This window comes from Micromonospora sp. WMMD714 (assembly GCF_029581315.1).
Taxonomy (GTDB): Bacteria; Actinomycetota; Actinomycetes; order Mycobacteriales; family Micromonosporaceae; genus Micromonospora; species Micromonospora rifamycinica.
This window is the reverse complement of sequence record NZ_CP120744.1, coordinates 3,650,801-3,670,765: the sequence shown is the minus strand read 5'-3', so window position 1 is coordinate 3,670,765 and position 19,965 is coordinate 3,650,801. Positions and strand designations below refer to the sequence as shown.

16 protein-coding genes are annotated in these 19,965 nt (G+C 72.4%); 9 read left to right on the top strand and 7 right to left on the bottom strand.

The genetic code is table 11. From position 1 onward, the window contains the following. Positions 1-52: 52 nt before the first annotated feature. The 4 genes from O7625_RS16315 (at position 53) to O7625_RS16300 (ending at position 5,649) form a co-directional block, all read left to right on the top strand. A complete protein-coding gene (locus tag O7625_RS16315) occupies positions 53-1,378 on the top strand; it encodes an ABC transporter substrate-binding protein (RefSeq protein WP_282339645.1) in 1,326 nt (441 codons plus the stop codon). Between the two features lie 22 nt (positions 1,379-1,400). Next, a complete protein-coding gene (locus O7625_RS16310; RefSeq protein ID WP_067314825.1) occupies positions 1,401-2,360 on the top strand; it encodes a sugar ABC transporter permease in 960 nt (319 codons plus the stop codon). Next, complete coding sequence (locus tag O7625_RS16305; RefSeq protein WP_282339642.1) at positions 2,357-3,265, top strand: carbohydrate ABC transporter permease; 909 nt, start codon at positions 2,357-2,359, stop codon at positions 3,263-3,265. Before O7625_RS16310 ends, O7625_RS16305 begins: the two co-directional genes overlap by 4 nt. A gap of 188 nt (positions 3,266-3,453) precedes the next feature. Then, positions 3,454-5,649, top strand: coding sequence for an alpha-galactosidase (locus tag O7625_RS16300; RefSeq protein ID WP_282339641.1), 2,196 nt, complete (start codon positions 3,454-3,456; stop codon positions 5,647-5,649). A gap of 224 nt (positions 5,650-5,873) precedes the next feature. On the opposite strand, the gene O7625_RS16295 is transcribed toward O7625_RS16300, so the two are convergent. Beyond that, a complete protein-coding gene (locus tag O7625_RS16295) occupies positions 5,874-7,208 on the bottom strand; it encodes a cellulase family glycosylhydrolase (RefSeq protein ID WP_282339640.1) in 1,335 nt (444 codons plus the stop codon). Between the two features lie 454 nt (positions 7,209-7,662). On the opposite strand from O7625_RS16295, the gene O7625_RS16290 reads away from it, so the two are divergent. Next, positions 7,663-8,625, top strand: coding sequence for a TIGR03557 family F420-dependent LLM class oxidoreductase (locus O7625_RS16290; RefSeq protein WP_282339638.1), 963 nt, complete (start codon positions 7,663-7,665; stop codon positions 8,623-8,625). Positions 8,626-9,093: 468 nt separating this feature from the next. Here O7625_RS16290 and O7625_RS16285 read toward each other — a convergent pair whose 3' ends face one another. The 6 genes from O7625_RS16285 to O7625_RS16260 form a co-directional block, all read right to left on the bottom strand. After that, complete coding sequence (locus O7625_RS16285) at positions 9,094-10,068, bottom strand: endonuclease/exonuclease/phosphatase family protein (RefSeq protein ID WP_282339636.1); 975 nt, start codon at positions 10,066-10,068, stop codon at positions 9,094-9,096. A gap of 10 nt (positions 10,069-10,078) precedes the next feature. Continuing rightward, positions 10,079-11,572: a phosphatase PAP2 family protein gene (locus O7625_RS16280; RefSeq protein ID WP_067310051.1), complete on the bottom strand. Its 1,494-nt coding sequence runs from the start codon at positions 11,570-11,572 to the stop codon at positions 10,079-10,081. A gap of 82 nt (positions 11,573-11,654) precedes the next feature. Beyond that, complete coding sequence (locus tag O7625_RS16275; protein ID WP_282339634.1) at positions 11,655-12,656, bottom strand: YihY/virulence factor BrkB family protein; 1,002 nt, start codon at positions 12,654-12,656, stop codon at positions 11,655-11,657. Further along, on the bottom strand, positions 12,649-13,656 hold the full coding sequence (locus tag O7625_RS16270; RefSeq protein ID WP_067310103.1) for a diacylglycerol kinase family protein: 1,008 nt from the start codon (positions 13,654-13,656) through the stop codon (positions 12,649-12,651). Before O7625_RS16270 ends, O7625_RS16275 begins: the two co-directional genes overlap by 8 nt. 171 nt (positions 13,657-13,827) lie before the next feature. Next, a complete protein-coding gene (locus O7625_RS16265; RefSeq protein WP_282339633.1) occupies positions 13,828-14,409 on the bottom strand; it encodes a Clp protease N-terminal domain-containing protein in 582 nt (193 codons plus the stop codon). Next, a complete protein-coding gene (locus tag O7625_RS16260) occupies positions 14,409-14,645 on the bottom strand; it encodes an HTH domain-containing protein (RefSeq protein ID WP_067310060.1) in 237 nt (78 codons plus the stop codon). Before O7625_RS16260 ends, O7625_RS16265 begins: the two co-directional genes overlap by 1 nt. A gap of 115 nt (positions 14,646-14,760) precedes the next feature. Between O7625_RS16260 and O7625_RS16255 the strand changes: the two genes are divergently transcribed. From O7625_RS16255 to O7625_RS16240, 4 genes are all read left to right on the top strand, one after another. Next, positions 14,761-15,564, top strand: a complete 804-nt coding sequence (locus tag O7625_RS16255; protein ID WP_282339632.1) for a PP2C family serine/threonine-protein phosphatase — start codon at positions 14,761-14,763, stop codon at positions 15,562-15,564. Between the two features lie 96 nt (positions 15,565-15,660). Next, positions 15,661-16,491, top strand: coding sequence for a universal stress protein (locus O7625_RS16250; protein ID WP_282339629.1), 831 nt, complete (start codon positions 15,661-15,663; stop codon positions 16,489-16,491). A 125-nt stretch (positions 16,492-16,616) separates the two neighbouring features. Next, positions 16,617-19,019 carry a phosphoketolase family protein gene (locus tag O7625_RS16245; protein ID WP_282339627.1) on the top strand — a complete coding sequence of 801 codons (2,403 nt, stop codon included), beginning with the start codon at positions 16,617-16,619 and terminating at the stop codon, positions 19,017-19,019. A 79-nt stretch (positions 19,020-19,098) separates the two neighbouring features. Further along, positions 19,099-19,965 carry a universal stress protein gene (locus tag O7625_RS16240; RefSeq protein WP_282339625.1) on the top strand — a complete coding sequence of 289 codons (867 nt, stop codon included), beginning with the start codon at positions 19,099-19,101 and terminating at the stop codon, positions 19,963-19,965.

Below are 19,965 nucleotides of genomic sequence, written 5' to 3'. Positions count from 1 at the left end.
CACCACTGACGGCCCTCGGGCGCAGCGCACCTCTTCATCCGCAGGAGGCACCATGTCCCGTCCCCGCACCCAAGCCGAGTACCTGGCCCGGCTCGTACCGCCCTCCGTCGCCGGCATCGGCCGACGCTCCCTGCTCGCCGGGGCCGGCGCGGGCGCGCTGCTCGGCACCGGGCTGCTCGCCGGCTGCGGCTCCGACTCCGACTCGGGCAGCGACAGCAAGGAGGTGTCGGTCGGCTCCAACCAGTCCGACCCGCAGCCCAAGGCGGTCATCGCCAAGGTGATGGACGGGTTCACCACCGCGTCCGGCGTCACCCCCAAGATCAACACGGTGGACCACAACACCTACCAGGAGAACATCAACAACTATCTCCAGGGCAAGCCGGACGACGTGTTCATGTGGTTCGCCGGCTACCGGATGCGGTTCTTCGCCGCCAAGGGCCTCACCGGGGACATCAGCGACGTGTGGGGCAAGCTCTCCGGCTACTCCGACGCGTTCAAGAAGGCGTCCACCGGCGACGACGGCAAGCAGTACTTCGTGCCGTCGTCGTACTACCCGTGGGCGGTCTTCTACCGCAAGTCGGTCTGGAAGCAGTACGGCTACCAGGTGCCGACCACGCTCGACCAGTTCACCGCCCTCAGCACGCAGATGAAGCGGGACGGCCTGACCCCGATCGCCTTCGCCGACAAGGACGGCTGGCCGGCGATGGGCACCTTCGACATCCTCAACCTGCGGATCAACGGCTACCAGTTCCACATCGACCTGATGGCCGGCAAGGAGGCGTGGACCTCCGACAAGGTGAAGAAGGTCTTCGACACCTGGAACGGCCTGCTCCCGCTGCACCAGCCGGACAGCCTGGGCCGCACCTGGCAGGAGGCCGCCCAGTCGTTGCAGCAGAAGAAGAGCGGCATGTACCTGCTCGGCCTCTTCGTCGCCCAGCAGTTCGGCGCCGACGAGCAGGACGACATCGACTTCTTCACCTTCCCCGAGATCGACCCCGCCATCGGGGCCAAGGCGCTGGACGCGCCGATCGACGGCTACATGCTGGCCCGCAAGCCGAAGTCCGAGGCCAACGCCAAGAAGCTGCTGGAGTTCGTCGGCTCGAAGGAGGCCGCCGACATCACGGTGAAGAACGACCCGACCACCCTGGTCGCCAACAGCGGCGCGGACACCAGCGGCTACACCGCGTTGCAGAAGAAGGCCGCCGAGCTGGTCGGCTCGGCCACCGAGATCGCCCAGTTCCTCGACCGGGACACCCGGCCGGACTTCGCCTCCACCGTGATCATCCCGGCGCTCCAGCAGTTCATCAAGAACCCCAGGGACATCGACGGGCTGGTCAACAGCATCGAGAACCAGAAAAAGTCGATCTTCACCAGCTGACGGCGAGAGGGGGAGGACCGTCGTGTCCGACCTGCCCCTGATCCAAGCGGATCACGCCGTGACGTCGCCGGCCCCGACCGCCCCCTCCCGGGGTGGTCGCGGCCGGCGGCTACGGCTCCTGTCCCGTACCGACCGCGTGGTCATCACCCTGATGGTGGTCGTGCCGCTGCTGCTGGTGGTCGCCCTGGTCTGGCTGCCCGCGCTGGCCACCGTGGCGCTCTCCGGCACCGACTGGGACGGCATCGGCCCGCTGGGCGACATCGACTGGGTCGGTGCCCGCAACTACTCCGACGTGATCAACATCTATCCGCCGTTCGTGCCGGCGATGCAGAACAACCTGCTCTGGCTGGCCGCGCTGTTCGTGGTCGCCACCCCGTTCGGGATGTTCCTCGCCGTGCTGCTCGACAAGGAGATCCGGGGCAGCCGGTTCTACCAGACCGCGCTCTACCTGCCGGTGGTGCTCTCGCTGGCGCTGATCGGCTTCGTCTGGCAGCTCATCTACTCCCGCGACCAGGGGCTGCTCAACGCCGTCCTGGGCAGCCAGACCGACTGGTACGGCGACCCGAACGTCAACATCTGGGCGGTGCTGGTCGCGGCCGGCTGGCGGCACGTCGGCTACATCATGCTGCTCTACCTGGCCGGGCTCAAGGGCGTCGACCCGTCGCTGCGCGAGGCCGCCTCGGTCGACGGGGCCTCGGAGACCAGCACCTTCTTCCGGGTGGTCTTCCCGGTGCTGCGGCCCATCAACATCATCGTGCTGGTGGTGACGGTGATCGAGTCGCTGCGCGCGTTCGACCTGGTCTGGGTGATCAACAAGGGGCGCAACGGCCTGGAGCTGATCTCCGCCCTGGTCACCCAGAACGTGGTCGGCGAGGCGAGCCGGATCGGCTTCGGCTCCGCCCTGGCGACCATCATGCTGGCCGTCTCGCTGGTCTTCATCACCATCTACCTGGCCGTCGTCATGAGGGAGAACCGGCGATGAGCACGTCGACCACCAGCCGTGCACCGGTGGCGGAGCCGGCCCCGCGCCGCCGGCCGCTGCGTCCCGCCCGGGTGGTGCTGCACCTGTTCCTCGGCGCGGTCGCCGTCGGCTGGCTCTTCCCGATCCTCTGGGCGGTGCTGACCTCGCTGCGGTCCTACGAGTACACCGCCACCAACGGGTACGTCTCGTTCGGCGGCTGGACCCTCGACAACTACGTCACCGCCTGGCGGACCGCCGAGTTCGGCAAGCACTTCCTCAACTCGGTCTACATCACCGTCCCGGCGGTGCTGCTGACGCTCTTCCTCGCCTCCTGCGTGGCGTTCGTGATCGCCCGGTTCAGCTGGAAGCTCAACATCGTCCTGCTCGGGCTCTTCACCGCCGCCAACCTGCTGCCCCAGCAGGCGCTGCTGATCCCGCTGTTCCGGATCTTCACCGAGGTCCCGCTGCCGGAGTTCATGAGCGACTCCGAGCTGCTCTACGACAGCTACTGGGGGCTGATCCTGGTCAACGTCGCCTTCCAGTGCGGCTTCTGCGTCTTCGTGCTGAGCAACTACATGAAGGCGCTCCCCCGCGACCTCTACGAGGCGGCCATGGTGGACGGAGCGAGCATCTGGCGGCAGTACTGGCAGGTGACCATGCCGCTGTGCCGGCCGGCGCTGGCGGCCCTGGCCACCCTGGAGGTGACCTGGATCTACAACGAGTTCTTCTGGGCCACCGTGCTGATGCGTACCGGCGACAAGTTCCCGGTCACCAGCTCGCTGAACAACCTGCGCGGCGAGTTCTTCACCGACAACAACCTGGTGTCGGCCGGCTCGGTGCTGGTCGCCGTCCCCACCCTGGTGATCTTCTTCCTGTTGCAGAAGCAGTTCGTCAAGGGCCTGACCCTGGGGGCGTCCAAAGGCTGAGCCACCGCCCCCGCCCGCACCTGACGATCTCGGTGGCCCCCACCGCCCCGCCCGCATGTGCGCGCGAGAGCGGTATTCCTGACAGGCATAAATATGCCCCACAGGCATACCACTCTCGAGCGCTACCGACACCCCTCGACCTCACCCACCGTGACGGACGCCGGGTGCCCGCACCGGAGATGAGCGCCATGACCGATCCGACCGTGATCCACCTGCGCCGGGGCCGTACCAGCCTGGTGCTCGACGCGCGCGGCCCGGGGCTGCCCCGCGTCGTGCACTGGGGGGCCGACCTCGGTCCGGTGCCCGCCGACGACCTGCCGGCCCTGGTCGGGGCCACCGTGCCGCCGGTGGTGCCGAGCAGCTTCGACGCGCCGACCGTGCTGTCCCTGCTGCCCGAGGCGAGCGCCGGCTGGAGCGGTCGGCCCGGCCTCGCCGGCCACCGCGCCAGCCGGGACTGGTCGACCTCCTTCCACCTCGACGCGATCGACGTCGATGATCCGCGTGGCGACGTGGGGGACGCGGTGCGCGTAGCCCATGAGGAGGATGACCGGGGTGGAGTCGGCGCGGCGCGGGTGAGCGTGCGGGCGACGGACCCGGGCGTCGGGTTGACCCTGACCGTCGAGATCACCCTCGACCCGGTCGGGGTGCTGACCGTGCGGCACCGGCTGCGCAACGACGCCGACCAGCCCTACGAGGTACGCGAGCTGACGCCGGTGCTGCCGGTGCCGGCGGTCGCCACCGAACTGCTCGACCTGACCGGGCGGTGGTGCCGCGAGCGCGCGCCACAGCGGCACCCGTGGCCGCTGGGCGCCTGGGTCCGCGAGGGTCGGCACGGCCGCACCGGGCACGACGCCACCCTGCTGCTGGTCGCCGGCACCACCGGGTTCGGCTTCGGCCACGGCGAGGTGTGGGCGGTGCACACCGCGTGGAGCGGCGACCACGTGACCGCCGCCGAACGCCGCCCGACCGGGGAGTCCACCCTCGGCGGCGGGGAGCTGCTCGCCCCGGGCGAGATCGTCCTCGGCCCCGGCGACGAGTACGCCACCCCGCTGCTCTACGCGGCGCACTCCAGCACCGGGCTGGACGGGCTCAGCGAGGTGCTGCACACCCACCTGCGCGCCCGCCCGCAACACCCGCGCACGCCGCGCCCGGTCACCCTGAACGTGTGGGAGGCGGTCTACTTCGACCACGACCTGGACCGGCTGCGGGCGCTCGCCGACCGGGCCGCCGAGGTGGGGGTGGAACGGTTCGTCCTCGACGACGGCTGGTTCACCGGCCGCCGGCACGACCGGGCCGGCCTGGGCGACTGGCAGGTCGACGCCGACGTCTGGCCCACCGGGTTGGGGCCGCTCGTCGACCACGTCCACGGGCACGGCATGCAGTTCGGGCTCTGGGTCGAACCGGAGATGGTCAACCCCGACTCCGACCTGTTCCGCGCCCACCCCGACTGGGTGCTCACCGCGCCCGGCCGGCTGCCCCTGCCGTGGCGGCACCAGCAGGTGCTCGATCTGACCAACCCGGCGGCGTACGCGCACCTGCTCGACCGGCTCGACGCTCTGCTGACCGGGTACCCCGGCATCGACTACCTCAAGTGGGACCACAACCGGGACCTCACCGAGGCCGGGCACGCCGGACGGCCCGGGGTGCACACCCAGACCCTGGCGGCCTACCGGCTCTTCGACGAGCTGCGTGCCCGGCACCCGCACCTGGAGATCGAGAGCTGCTCGTCCGGCGGCGCCCGGGTGGACCTGGAGATCCTGCGGCGTACCGACCGGGTCTGGGCCAGTGACTGCAACGACGCGCTGGAACGGCTGTCGATCCAGCGGTGGACCGGCCTGTTGCTGCCCCCGGAGCTGATCGGCACGCACATCGGCCCGGGGCGCTCGCACACCACCGGTCGGGTGCACGACCTGGGTTTCCGGGCGGTCACCGCGCTCTTCGGCCACCACGGGATCGAGTGGGACATCGGCGCGATCAGCACCGCCGAGCGGGCCGAACTGGCCGCCTGGGTGGCCCTGCACAAGCGGCTCCGGCCGCTGCTGCACACCGGACGGGTGGTCCGGCTCGACCACCCGGACCCGGCCGTGCAGGCGCACGGCGTGGTGGCCCGCGACCGCTCCCGCGCGGTGTACGCGGTGTCCCGGCTGGCCACCTCCGTCGCGCAGACCCCCGGCCCGGTCCGCCTGCCCGGCCTCGACCCGGCCCGGCGGTACGCCGTCCGCCCAGCCGAGGGGGTGCCGGAGCCGGCCACGTTGCAGATCACCGCCCCCGGCTGGCTGCCCGCCGTGACGCTGGCCGGTGCGGTGCTGGCCGCGGTGGGCCTGCACCTGCCGGCCCTGCACCCGGAGCAGGCGCTGCTGCTGGAGGTCGACGCCGTCGACTGACCGGCACGGGGCGCTTGATCAGCCGCGGGGCGCTTGATCAGCCGCGGGCGCTTGATCGACTCAACGGGGGCGATATTGCGGTATCCGAGACAGGTGACACCGCAATATCGCCCCCACTGAGTGGATCATGAAACACCCGGGGCGGGGCCAGGCGGGGCGGGGCGTACCGGGACAGGACGGTGGCCGGGTCCGTGCGGACCCGGCCACCGGTGGCGCGGATGCGGTCAGCTCGCGGTGCAGGTCACCGTGGGGGCCGGGTTGCTGCCGTTCCAGCTGCCGATGAAGCCGAAGGCCGTGCTGGCCCCGGCGCCGAGCCGACCGTTGTAGTCGACGTTGCGGGCGGTCACGGTGCTGCCGCTGCTGCTCAGCGAGGCGTTCCAGGCCTGGCTGACGGTCTGGCCGTTGGCGTAGGTCCACTTCGCGGTCCAGCCGTTGACGCCCGCGCTGCCGGCGGTCACCTTGACCTCACCCTGGAACCCGCCCTGCCACGAACCGATGACCGTGTACGTCGCGGTGCAGCCACCGGTCGCCGGCGGGGTCGTGACCGGCGGGGTGGTCGGCGGCGGGGTGGTGCCGGAGTAGACCGACGCCTCCTTCGCGGTCGACTTGATGCCGTTGACGCCGTTGAAGATCCGCTGACCCCAGGTGGTCAGGGCGGCCGGGTTGAAGTTGGTGGTCATGTCCAGGTACTCCACCCCGCCGCCGTTGCCGCTCCACGACCAGCCCAGGTAGCCGATCCCGTTGGCCTGGGTGTACGACAGGATGGTGTCCTCGTCGGGGTTGCCGTCGGAGTGGTCGAAGCCGAACTCGCCGACCACGATGGGCAGCTTGGCGGTGCGGAACCGGCCCAGGTAGTCGCTGATCTCGGCGGCGGTGTCGAAGACGCCGTACATGTGGATCGAGAAGACGGTGTTCTTCTGCGGGTCGGCGGCGAACACCCCGGCCGCGTTGTCCCGCATGGTGAACGACCAGTCCTGACCCCAGTTCGGCGCGTCCACCATGATCGTGTGGGTGAGCCCGCCGGCCCGCAGCCGCTTGATCGCGTTGGCGTTGTCGGTGGCCCAGGTGGCGTAGCCCTGGTTGCCGTACGGCTCGTTGCCGATGTTGACGATGACGTACCGCTCCTGGCCCTGCAGGGCGCTGGCGATGCTCAGCCAGTAGTCGACCGCCCGGTCCAGGGTGATCGCCCCGGCCTGCTCGCCGTAGCCGGTGGTGTCGTGCACCTCCAGCACACAGATCAGCTTGTTGGCCTTGCAGAGCGAGATGACGTTGCTGACGTCGGCGGCGGTGTTCTTGGTCCAGCGGTCGCCGCTGGCCAGCACCACCCGCACGGTGTTCGCGCCGAGCGCCTTGATGTTGGCGAAGGAGGTGGTCTGCTGCGGGTACCAGGTGTGGGCGTGGTTGACGCCACGCATGACGAACTCGGTGCCGTTGGCGTCATAGAGCTTGCCACCGGAGACCGAGAAGCCAGCCGCGGCCTGGGCCGGCTGCCCGAAGGCGAACACGGCGGTGAGCACGGTGAGCAGGGCGACGGCGGCGACGGAGAGTCGCTTCTTCATGGGTTTCCTCAGGAAGGGTCGACCCCGTTGCCCTGGCGGGGTGGCGATGCTGGTGACGGTGGCGCTCGGCTGCAGCCCGACAGCCGCCGCCGGACTCCCTGGCCGCGTGCGGATCAGCGTAGGCCGATGGGATCGCGAAGGCAACCGGTTAAGTTGCCGGGCTGTTTCCGCCAGATCCGGTGGCGACCCACGCCGGACGCGGGTCGCCACCGGCGGCAGTCATCCCCACCACAGGATGTGACACCACCAGCCTGAACCGGTTAAGTCGGAGGCTAGACGCTGGCCCCGGCACCGTCAAGAGCGGCCCGCCGGACCGGTGGGCCGACGCCGGTGGGCCGACGCCGGTGGGCCGCCGCCGGTGGGCACCCCGTCGGGTGACGCGGCGGTATCCGAGGTTGACCGGTAGCGGGCAGGGGTATCCGGTGACGATCGTCTCCCGGAAGGAGAAACCAGGATGGTCAGCGTCGGCTACACCCTGATGTGCGAACAGACCGGTCCCAAGCAGTTGGTCGACCACGCGGTACGGGCGGAGGCCGCCGGCTTCGACCAGCTGGTCATGTCCGACCACTACTACCCGTGGCTCGACGCGCAGGGCCACTCCCCCTACGCGTGGTCGGTGCTGGGCGCGGTCGCCCACGCCACCAGCCGGGCCGAGCTGATGTCCTTCGTGACCTGCCCGATCCGCCGCTACCACCCGGCCGTGGTCGCGCAGAAGGCCAGCACCATCGGGGTGCTGTCCGACGGCCGGTTCACCCTCGGCCTCGGCGCCGGGGAGAACCTCAACGAGCACGTGGTCGGCGGCTGGCCGCACGTGCAGCAACGGCACGAGATGTTCTCCGAGGCGCTCCAGATCATCCGGCCCCTGCTCAACGGCGAGACGCTGACCTTCTCCGGCAACCACTTCGATGTCCCCGACGCCTTCGTCTGGGACCGGCCGGAACGCCCCGTCCCGATGGCCGTGGCCGCGTCCGGGCCGTCGTCGGCCGCGCTCGCCGCCGAGTACGCCGACGGCATCGTCGCCACCGAACCCGACTCCCGGATCATCCAGCTCTACGACGACGCGGGCGGCGCGGGGCAGCCCCGATACGGCCAGGTGGCCATCTGCTACGGCCCCGACGAGGCCGAGTGCCGCAAGATCGTGCACGACCAGTTCCGCTGGTTCGGCAACGGCTGGAAGGTCAACGCCGACCTGCCCGACCCGGACGCCTTCGCCGCCGCCACCCAGTTCGTCCGGGAGGAGGACGTCGCCGAGGGCGTCCCCTGCGGCCCCGACGTCGAGCGGCACGTCGAGGCGTTCCGCGCCTTCGTCGACGCCGGCTTCACCCACGTGGCGCTCCTCCAGGTGGGCGGGGACAGCCAGCCGATGTTCCTGGACTGGGCGCAGGAGCAGCTGCTGCCCCGACTCCGCGAACTGTGACCACGGTGGCCGGTCGGGACGGGTCGACCGCCCTGACCGGCCTGGTCAACCTAGTCCTCTGACGAGAAGAACCGGGTCGGGTGCCGGCTGGGCACCCGGCCAACCCGAGGACCACCCCCACCATGCCTCATGGGAGCCGATGTAGCACCGTAGGGCGAGACCAGACCTCGCCCCCTGAGTGGATCTACCCAGCGAGACGGGCCAGGACGCCATCCAGGAGCCGAACCATGATCACATTGCGATTTTGTACACGACACGCCGAGGCGAGTACGCAAAATCGCAATGCGATCATGGCAGCCCAGCGGAAGCAGCGACCACCTCGGCAACAGTGCCGGCGGAGTGCCCCACGGTCATGGGAACGTGGAAGAACCCGTCACCAGGCGTAGCGCAGTCCGTGCCGGTACGACCTCTACCCTGAAGCAGGTATGCCCGTCTGTCATATTCATGCCTGAGCGGCATGAAGACGTGTCACGATTCCCCCATCGGGGCCAGGGCGAGGTCCAGTTCGGCGACGACCGGGTAGTGGTCGGAGGCGTATTCGGCGTCGCCGCCGCGGACCACCCGGACGGCCCGCAGTCGGGCGGCGAGCGCCGGGCTGCCGAACAGGTAGTCCAGCCGCATGCCGGAGAACTCGCCCCCGCCGCCGTACCGGGTCGGCGCGGTCAGCCCGGCCTCGCCCGACGCGGCCGCACCGCCCCACCCCGCGGTATCGGTCGGGCCGGCCGCATTGGTCGGGTCGGCCGCCTCGCCCCACCCGGCCGCATCGGTCGGGACGGCTGCATCGCCCCACCCGGGCGTATCGGTCGGGGCGGGCGTATCGGTCGGGGCGGGCGGGCCGGCGGCGTGGGTCCAGAGGTCGACCAGGCCGGCGGCGAGCAGCCGGGCCACCGCCCGGGTGTCCACGGTCCGCCCGTCGCGGCGCAGGTGCCGCCGCCGGTACGCCGCCGGCAGCCGGGCCACCCGGTCGGTGTGGTCGGTGCCCGGGTCGAGGGTGTTCAGGTCACCGGCGAGCAGGGCCAGCTCCCCCGGCGCGCGGCGCACCGCCCCGACGAGCCAGCCGGCCTCGATGCGCCGCCGCAGCCCGGTGTACGGGTCGAGGTGCGCGCTGAGCACGGTGAGCGGGCCGGCGGTGGTGCCCAGCTCCACCCGTTGCACCGCGTGGTGGAACGGGCGACGGACCGGACCGGCGGACCGGGTCGGCCACGGCGGGCGGACCAGCACGGCCACCGGCTGGCCGAAACAGCTGCGGGCCAGGTGTGCCCGCATCCCCACCCGGTCGGCGAACCCGGCCAGCACGCCCGGCCGGTCGAAACCGCGCAGCTCCTGCACGGCCAGCACGTCGGGGGCCTGCGCGGCGACGACCCGGCACACCAGGTCCCGCCGGTCGGGCCCGGTACGGTCCCGGCCGCCGGTCCTGATGTTCCAGGTCATCACCCGCAGCACGGCTGACGGCTCACTCCGGTCGACCGGCCTTGGCCAGCTCGTCGTCCAGCTCGTCGACCTGCTCCGACTCGATCTCCGGCCGGTTGCCCTGGTAGACGTCGGCGTTGGGCCGGATCACCCAGTAGAGCAGGCCGATCCACAGGCCACTGAGGATGAGCGCGCCCATGAAGTCGGTCGGGTGGTGCATCCCCCGGTACATCCTGGAGACCGCCACCCCGACCGGCATGATCACGGCCAGCGCCACGAAGAGCCACCGCCACCAGCGGTCGGTCCGGACGAACACGATGATCGCGATGGCCAGCCAGAGGCAGGTGGTAGCCGCGATGTGCCCGGACGGGAAGGACGAGGTGGGCATCTGCCCGTCCAGGTTCTCCACCGCCGGGCGGGGCCGGTCCACCACCCGGGCCGAGGCGAGGAAGAGGCTCAGCTCCCCGATCAGCGCCAGCACCACGAACAGCACCGGCCGCCAGCGCTTCCAGACGGCCAGCACCAGTGGGCAGAAGACCAGCGAGACCATCAGGATGGCGTGGGTGTCGCCGAACTTGCTCCACCACCAGCTCAGCTCGGTGAGGAAGTCGGTGTGCCGGGCGGCGAACCAGCGCGGCACCTCGGTGTCCATGGTCTCGAAGACGGTGCCCTTGGCGTGGTAGCTGACGTAGCTGCCGAAGGCGTAGAGCGCGCCGAAGACGATCACCCAACCGACCAGCAGCTCGGCGACGGACGAACGGGGGTGCTCCAGCACGTGCTCCTCGGCCGGGGCCGGGGTGATCTTGTCACCGGCCTCCGGCTCCAGCCCCTCGGTCAGCGGCGGCACCGGCCGACCCCGCTCGCGCCGCCACAGCCGGAACGCGTACGCGGTGACGCCGAGCCAGGCCGCGCCGAGCAGCCAGCCGCCGAGCACGTCGGAGACGAAGTGCACGCCGAGCGCGATCCGGGTCAGCCCGACCAGCGCCACCAGCACGGCGACGATGGCGATCGCCGGCTTACGCCACCGGGGCGCCATGGCCGGCAGGAAGACCAGCAGCAACGCCCCGTAGGCGACGAACGAGCCGAGCGCGTGCCCGCTGGGGAAGCTGTTGCCGGGGGCGCTGGCGACCGGCACGTCGACCACCGGGCGGAGCCGGCCGACCAGGGCCTTCAACGACGGGTCGAGGATCAGCCCGCCCACCCCGGTCACGATCAGGTAGACCGCCAGCCGGGACTGGCGACGGATCAGCAGGGTCACCACGGCGATGGTGACCAGCCAGATCAGCACCGGTCGGCCGCCCAGGTCGGTGACCGCCTGGAGCACGGTGACCAGCGCGTGGTGCGGCGCGACGAGCCCGTTGAACCACTCGGCCACCTCGTGGTCGGCGTGGTACATCGGGCTCCACCTGAACCGGACGAGCATGAGCAGCAGCCCGAAGGCCACGCCCGCGCCGGCCACGGCCAGCAGGCCGACGACGCTCCGTTCGGCGAAATGGCCGAGCGGCCGTCGGGCCGTCGTGTCCTTGACCGCGGTCAACCCGCACCTCCCTGCGTCGACGTGGCGAGGCGCGCTGTACCCGATTCCGCCGCCGCGTACACGCCCGTCCGGTGTGGCGGGCTCAGAGCGCGGTCATCTCGCCGGTGTCGAGCAGCTCCACCCGCTCGGCCTCGGGCTCCCACAGGTCCGGCTGGGCCGGCTCCGGAGCGCCGATCCGGGTCGCCTCCAACTGGGCCGCGAAGGACAGCCCACCGAAGAGCGCCATACCGGTGAGGTTGGCCCACAGCAGCAGCGCCATCATCCCGGTCAACGCCCCGTACGTCTGGCCGAAGCCGCCGCCGAACTTGACGTACGCGGCGAGCAGCAGGCTGGCCAGCCACCACAGGGCGGTGGCGATGCCGGCGCCGAAGAAGAGCCAGGACAGGCCGGGTTGCTTGCGCCGGGGCGCGTACCGGAAGATCACCGCCACCGCGACCACGGTCAGCACCAGGCTCAACGGCCAGCGCACCGCCTCCCAGACACCGGCGGCGAGGTCCCCCCACTCGTAGTGCCGCTGCACCGACTCGCCCATCGCCCCGCCGCCGACCAGGATCAGGAACCCGGCCAGTGCGGGCAGGCCGGCGACCACGGCGAGCACCGCCGCCCGCAGGTACTTCCACAGCGCCGGGCGGTCCCGCTCCACGCCGTAGATCCGGTTCGCGCCGCGCTCGATCTGGGCCATCGTGGTGGTCAACGCCACCAGGCCGGTGATCAGGCCGAGGGTCAGCGCCAGCTCGCCGGTGCGCTCGGTGCGGTCGCCGTCGCCGAGGAGGTCCTGTACCACCTGCTCGCTCTGCCCGGGGGTCAGCGCCAGCACGGTGTCGGCGACCACCCGGCCGCCCTCCTCGACGCCCAGGTCGCTGATCAGGCCGGTGAGCGCGATCAGGAACGGGACCACGGCCAGGCAGAGTTGCAGGGCGAAGGCCCGGGAGTGGCTGAACCCGTCGCCGTAGCGGAAGCGGATGAACGCGTCGCGCAGCAGCTGCCAGCCCCCGGGCCGGCGCAGCGTCCGCCAGGCGTCGTCGGCGGAGAGTTCGTCCGACGCCATCAACCGGGTCTCGGGGACGAGTTTGGTGCTACTCACGGCGGGCTTCCTCGACCAGCTTCTCACCGCGCTTCGCTGCGGCGTCGGCGTCGTGGGCCAGGTCCGGGTCCTGGGCCGGGCGCGGCACGCAGAGCCAGAGCGACTCGGGTTTGATCTCGGCGGTCAGGGTGCGCCCCGGCGCGATCAGGTCGCCGTCGAGCTGCCGGGGCTGGGGCCGGTTGCTGGTGATGACGACCCTGCGGGCCCGGTGGACCTCCATCCGGGGGACGCTGCCTCGTCGACGGACCAGTGCCCAGCCCATGGCGAGCCAGTGCCGCACCCGGTTGGGGGTGAGCACCGCGACGTCGAGCCAGCCGTCGTCGGGCTCGGCGTCGGTGAGCAGGCGGACCCCGCCCTGGAGCCGTCCGACGTTGGCGACCAGCACGGTGCGGGCCCGGCGACGCACCGGCGGCCGGTCGTCGATGCGGATGGTGAGCCGCATCGGCCGGTCCCGCAGGTGCTTCGCCGCTCCCATCACGTAGGCGGGCCAGCCGATCCGGGCCTTGGTGGTCTCGGAGGTGTCCGCCAGCATCTGCGCGTCGAAGCCCATCCCGGCCATCACCGCGAAGCACTGGTCGTCGACGACGCCGACGTCCAGCCGGCGGCGTCCGCGCTCGACGGCCACCTGGAGGCCGGCGGCCAGGTCGTTGGAGAGCCCCAGGTTGGCGGCGAGCAGGTTGCCGGTGCCCTGCGGCAGCACGGCGAGCTCGACGTCGGTGCCGGCCAGCGCGGTGACGCAGGCCATCACGGTGCCGTCGCCGCCGCAGGCGAAGACCAGTTCGGCCCCGGCCTCGACGGCCTGCCGGGTCTGGCCCCGGCCGGGGTCCTCGGCGGTGGTCTCGTACCAGGTCGGGGCGGGCCAGCCGGCGGCGGCGAGCGCCTCGTCCACGGTCGCGCGGAACTCGTCGAGATCGGCCACCTTCGTCGGGTTGACCACCACCGCCGAGCGCGGGGCCCGGTCGTCGCCGGCCGCCGTACGCTTCTGCTCTGCACCGTCCACGGCGTCAGTGTGCAGCACCCCGGCCCGGTCAGCGACCCGGCGACGACCGACGTTGCATTGACCGCAAACAGGTTTGAGCGGGTGGGCCGACGACTGGGCTTGCTCAGGCCGCCGTACGGAGCGGCGGGCCGGCTTGCTCAGGCCGCCGTGCGGAGCGGCGGGCCGGCTTGCTCAGGCCGCCGTGCGGAGCGCCGACTCGACCCGTCGGCGCAGGTCGTCGAGGTCCGCACCCGCCTCGGTCAGCGCCTGGGCGCCCCGGCCGCCGCTCTCGCGGAGCAGGCCGAGCAGGATGTGCTCGGTGCCGATGTGGCGGTGGCGCAGCCGGACCGCCTCGCGCAGGGCCAGCTCCAGCACCGTGCGGGAGCGGGGCGAGAGCGGGCCGCCGCCGGGCCGGTGCGTCCACCACCGGCGGCGGGGGGCCGGGACCGCCTCGCGCAGGGCGTCCGGTCCGAAGCTGTCCTCGATCCGGGCGACGATGGCCGCGAGGTCGATGCCGATCTCGCGCAGCGCGGCGGCGTCCGCCTCGTCGAGCCCGGTCCCGCCGCCGGCAGTGGTCTGCCGCCGGACCCGGGCGCGCACGTCGTCGGGGTCGACGCCGGCCTCGGTGAGCACCTGGCCGGCGAGCCCGTCGCCGTCGTCGAGGACGGCGAGCAGCAGGTGTGCGGTGCCGACGGGGCGTCGCCCGTCGGAGCGGGCCTGCTCGACCGCGGCGCGGACGACCGCCCGCGCGCGGTCGGTGAACCGTTCGAACATCATTCCTCCCAGGTGCCGCGGACCGCCGGTCGCCCGGCGTGCTTCTTGTGGACCGCCTGCCGGCTGACCTCGAGCGCGTCGGCGATCTCCTGCCAGGACCAGCCCTGTCGTCGGGCGTTGTCCACCTGGACCACCTCCAGCCGTTCGAGGAGCCGGCGCAGGGCGAGCACCGCGCGCAGGCCGACCCGGGGGTCGGTGCTGCCGGCTGCCGCCGCGAGTTCCGTCGCCTGACTCATGGTGTCAATCTACGTTGACAACCTCCGCGCCGTCAACCCTGGTTGACAAAGCCGGCCCGCGCCGACACGACGTCGGACGCCCGGTCCGGGCCGGCGACGGTGCTACCGTCCGCTGGTGTTCCGTCGCCGCACCGCCGACCAGCCCGTCGAGGCCGCCCTCCGGCTGCCCGTCGGCCGGGTCGAATGGGAGGTCGCCGGCGGTTCCGTGGTCGGCCACCGCTACCCGGCCAACTTCGACGTCGTGCACGTCGACCCGGAACTGCCGTTCGTGGCGGTGGTCGACGGCATGGGCGAGGGCGAGGGCAGCCGGATAGCCGGCACCATCGCCCGGGACACCCTGCACGAGCTGATCCACGCCGGCTGGCCGGCCGTCGGCCCCCGCGGGCTGCGCGCCGCGGTCACCGAGTCCCAGATCCGGGTACGCCGGGCCGGAGCCGCCCTGGACGAGCTGGCCGGCTGCACGCTGACCGCGCTGCTCGCCGAGCCCGACGGCGAGCTGGCCTGGATCGTCCAGCTCGGCGACTCCCGGGCGTACCGGCTGCGCGACGGGCTGCTGGAGCTGGTGACCGTGGACCACACGATGGCCTGGCTCGGCGTGCTGCACGGCTGGTGGCCGGCGAACTCCCGGGAGGCGGCACACGCCCGCTACCAGCTCCTGCGCTACCTCGGCCACCCCGACCGGCCCGATCCGGACCTGCTCGGGGTGCCGCTGCGCCCCGGCGACACCTGGCTGCTGTGCACCGACGGGGTGAGCGACCAGCTCGACTACCACCGGCTGCGGGAACTGCTCGCCGAGCCGGACCCGACCCGGGCGGTACGCGCCCTGCTCGCCGCGAGCCTGGCCGAGGGGGGCAGCGACAACGCCACCGCGGTCGTGCTGCGCGTCCACCCGGCGACCCGGCCCCGCCCGTCCGACTGACCGGCTCCCGATCGGGCTCCACCGTCCGCCCGGCGCGGCTAGCGTCGGTGGGGACGGCGTGGCCGTACCGCGCGGGACGCCCGGGAGGTGAACCGGATGACCGGATCCACGGGCGGGCCGGTGGTGGTCGGCCTCGGGGCCACCCCGACGGACCTGGGGATGGTCCGGCTGGCCGCCCGGGAGGCCGACACCCACGGCCGGAGCCTGGCCCTGGTGCACGCCTTCAACTGGGAGGCCGCCCTCGCCGGCCCGTCGCTGGCCGGCAGCCGGGACACCGCCGAGGAGCTGATCGCCCGGGCCGCCACGGCCGCGAACGAGGTCGCCCCGGCGGTGCCGGTCAGCGGTGAGATCGTCGAGGGGGCACCCGTCGGCGTCCTGGTCCGCCGCTCCGAGACGGCGTTCCTGGTGGCCATCGGGGACGGCGGGATGACCGGCTGCGGACGGTGTGTCCCGGCCGACGCACCGGCCGTGCAGCTCGCCGCCCGTGCCGGCTGCCCGGTGCTGGTGGTCCGCCCCGAACCACCGCCCCCGGGGCCCGTGCTGGTCGGCGTGGACGGCTCACCCGGCTCCCGGGCCGTGCTCGACTTCGCCTTCGGCTGCGCCGCCCGCCGACCGGCCCGGGTCATCGTGGTGCGGGTGGTCGAGCCGGGACGACCCGACGGTGACGACGACCCGCTCGGCGCGCTGGTCGCCGAGGCCCGCCGGCACCACCCGGAGGTCGCGGCGGAGTGCCACACCGTCCACGGGGATCCCGGGACCGTGCTGGTGGAGCAGTCCCGGTCGGCGCAGGTGGCGCTGGTCGGCGCCCGGGGTGACCAGCCGGGGCGGGGCATGCTGGGCGAGGTGAGCCAGACCCTGCTCTACCACGCGCCGGCTCCGGTCATCGTCGTCCGTGGACTGGTTTCCGCCGTACCGGCCGGGGCATGACGTCCCCAGCGGCCGGGACCAACGGCCCTGACCGGTGAGCCCCCGAACGCGAAGACTGGATCTGCCCGGGGCGAAACGGCGCTTCCGGGTGCAGAACCCCCCGACCCGCGAGAGGCTTTGGCAGCATGGACACCGCTCTCGACCTGCACAGTCCCCTGACCGACGACGAGCTGCGCCGGCTGGACGCCTACTGGCGGGCGGCGAACTACCTGACCGTCGGGCAGATCTACCTGCTCGACAACCCGCTGCTGCGCGAGCCGCTCGCCCCCGAGCACGTCAAGCCCCGGCTGCTCGGCCACTGGGGCACCAGCCCCGGCCTCAACCTGCTCTACGCGCACCTCAACCGGGTCATCGTCAACCGTGACCTGTCGGCCATCTTCGTCACCGGCCCCGGCCACGGCGGCCCGGCCCTGGTGGCGAACACCTGGCTGGAGGGCACCTACAGCGAGCTGTACCACTCGGTGAGCCGCGACGAGACCGGCATGCAGCGGCTGTTCCGCCAGTTCTCCTTCCCCGGCGGCATCCCGAGCCACGTGGCACCGGAGGTGCCGGGCTCGATCCACGAGGGTGGCGAGCTGGGGTACGCCCTGAGCCACGCCTACGGCGCGGCCTTCGACAACCCGGACCTGCTGGTCGCCTGCGTCATCGGCGACGGGGAGGCGGAGACCGGCCCGCTGGCGGGGAGCTGGCAGTCCAACGTCTTCCTCAACCCGTCCCGCGACGGTGCGGTGCTGCCGATCCTGCACCTCAACGGCTACAAGATCGCCAACCCGACGGTCATGGACCGGATCCCCACCGAGGACCTGCTCAACCAGATGCGCGGCCACGGCTACCAGCCGTACCTGGTCGCCGGGGACGACCCGGCCGAGGTGCACCAGCTCCTCGCCGCCACCCTGGACCGGGCCTGCGACGAGATCGCCGAGATCCAGCGGGTGGCCCGCTCCGGCGGCCACGTGGAGCGTCCCCGCTGGCCGATGATCATCCTGCGGACCCCGAAGGGCTGGACCGGCCCGACCCGGGTCGACGGCAAGCAGGTCGAGGGGACCTTCCGCGCCCACCAGGTGCCCATCGCCGAGGTACGCGACAACCCGGAGCACCTGGCCGAGCTGGAGCGCTGGCTGCGCAGCTACCGTCCGGAGGAGCTCTTCGACGCCACCGGCGCCCCGGTCGCCGAGCTGACCGCACTGCCGCCGAAGGGCGAGCACCGGATGAGCGCGAACCCGGTCACCAACGGCGGGCGGTTGCTCCGTGACCTGACCCTGCCGGACTTCCGCGACTACGCCGTCGACGTCAAGCAGCCGGGTGAGCCGGTGGTCGGCGCGGCCGGGGTACTCGGCACCTGGGTCCGCGACGTGATCACCGCCAACCCGCAGACGTTCCGGCTGTTCGGCCCGGACGAGGTCGCCTCCAACCGGCTCGGTGCCGCGTTCGAGGTCACCGACCGGTCCTTCGACGGCCGGATCGAGACCACCGACGACCACCTCTCCCCCGACGGCCGGGTGATGGAGGTGCTCTCCGAACACCTCTGCGAGGGCTGGCTGGAGGGCTACCTGCTGACCGGCCGGCACGGCATCTTCACCAGCTACGAGGCGTTCATCCACATCGTCGACTCGATGGTCAACCAGCACGCCAAGTGGCTGAAGGTGACCCGGGGCATCCCCTGGCGGGAGCCGATCGCCTCGCTGAACTACCTGCTGTCCAGCCATGTCTGGCGGCAGGACCACAACGGCTTCTCGCACCAGGACCCGGGCTTCATCGACCACGTGGTCAACAAGAAGGCCGAGGTGGTCCGGGTCTACCTGCCGCCGGACGGCAACACCCTGCTCTCCACCATGGACCACTGCCTGCGCAGCCGGCACTACATCAACGTGGTGGTCGCCGGCAAGCAGCCCGCCCCGAACTGGCTGACCATGGACGAGGCGGTCCAGCACTGCCGGCGCGGCCTGGGTATCTGGGACTGGGCCAGCACCGACGACGGTCAGGAGCCGGACGTGGTGCTCGCCTGCGCCGGCGACGTGCCCACCCTGGAGACCCTCGCCGCCGCCGACCTGCTCCACCGGCACCTGCCCGAGCTGAAGGTGCGGGTCGTCAACGTGGTCGACCTGATGCGGCTCCAGCCGTCGTCGGAGCACCCGCACGGGCTGCCGGACAACGAGTTCGACACCATCTTCACCCGCGACAAGCCGATCATCTTCGCCTACCACGGCTACCCGTGGCTGATCCACCGGCTGACCTACCGCCGGGCCAACCACGACAACCTGCACGTGCGCGGCTACAAGGAGGAGGGCACCACCACTACCCCGTTCGACATGGTGATGCTCAACGACCTGGACCGCTTCCACCTGGTCATCGACGTCATCGACCGGGTGCCCGGCCTGGCCGCCCGCGCCGCCCACCTGCGGCAGGAGATGGTCGACACCCGGCAGGCCTGCCGCGACCACACCCGCCGGCACGGCGAGGACGACCCCCGGGTCGCCGAGTGGCGCTGGATCCGGGAGACCCAGCCCGCCCAGCTCGACGCCGAGTGACGCCACCCGACTCCCCCGGCGGGCCGACCGGTCCACCGCCCACCCACCCGACGCCCCGCACAGCTGAGAGGACGAGACGATGACTTCCGACGAGATCCTGGTCGGCTACGACGGCTCCGCCGACGCGGGGGTCGCCCTGGACTGGGCGCTGGCCGAGGCGCAGCGCAGCGGACGCCCGGTCCGCCTGGCGTACGTCTTCGAGTGGCTGACCGTCGCCGGGTGGGTCGGCCCCGGGGTGGCCCCCGGGGTATGGCCGGACGACGCCGCCCGCCGGCAGGTCGAGGAGCTGGTGCGGCAGGCCGCCTCGGACGCCACCGCCGCGTGGCCCGGCGTCACCGTGCACGGTGGGGTCTACGACGGCCCGCCCGCGCTGGTGCTGGAGGAGCGTTCCGCCGAGGCCGGGCTGCTGGTGCTCGGCAGCCGGGGCCACGGCGGCTTCACCGGCCTGCTCGCCGGCTCCACGGCGGTCTCGGTGGCCGCCCACGCGCACTGCCCGGTCGTGGTGGTGCGGGAGGCCCAGGCCAAGGTCACCGGCCCGGTGGTGGTCGGCTACGACGGCTCCGAGCAGGCCCGCACCGCGCTCGGGTTCGCCGTGGAACGGGCCGCGCAACGGGAGACGGCACTGCGGGTGCTGCGCGCCTTCGAGCCGCCGGACGACCGCTGGCGGCCCTCCGACCCGGACGCCGAGGCCCGGCTCGCGGCGGACCGGGCCGAGATCGAACAGGCCCTCGCCGGCTGGCGGGACACCTTCCCCGGGCTGCCGGTCACGGTGGAGATCGCCCCGGCCCGACCGGCCGCCGCGCTCGTCGAGGCGAGCCGGGAGGCGCAGCTCGTGGTGGTCGGCAGCCGGGGCCGGGGCGGGCTGCGCGGGATGCTCCTCGGCTCGGTCGGCCAGCAGCTCATCCAGCACGCGCACTGCCCGGTCGCCGTCGTCCGGGAACGCTGA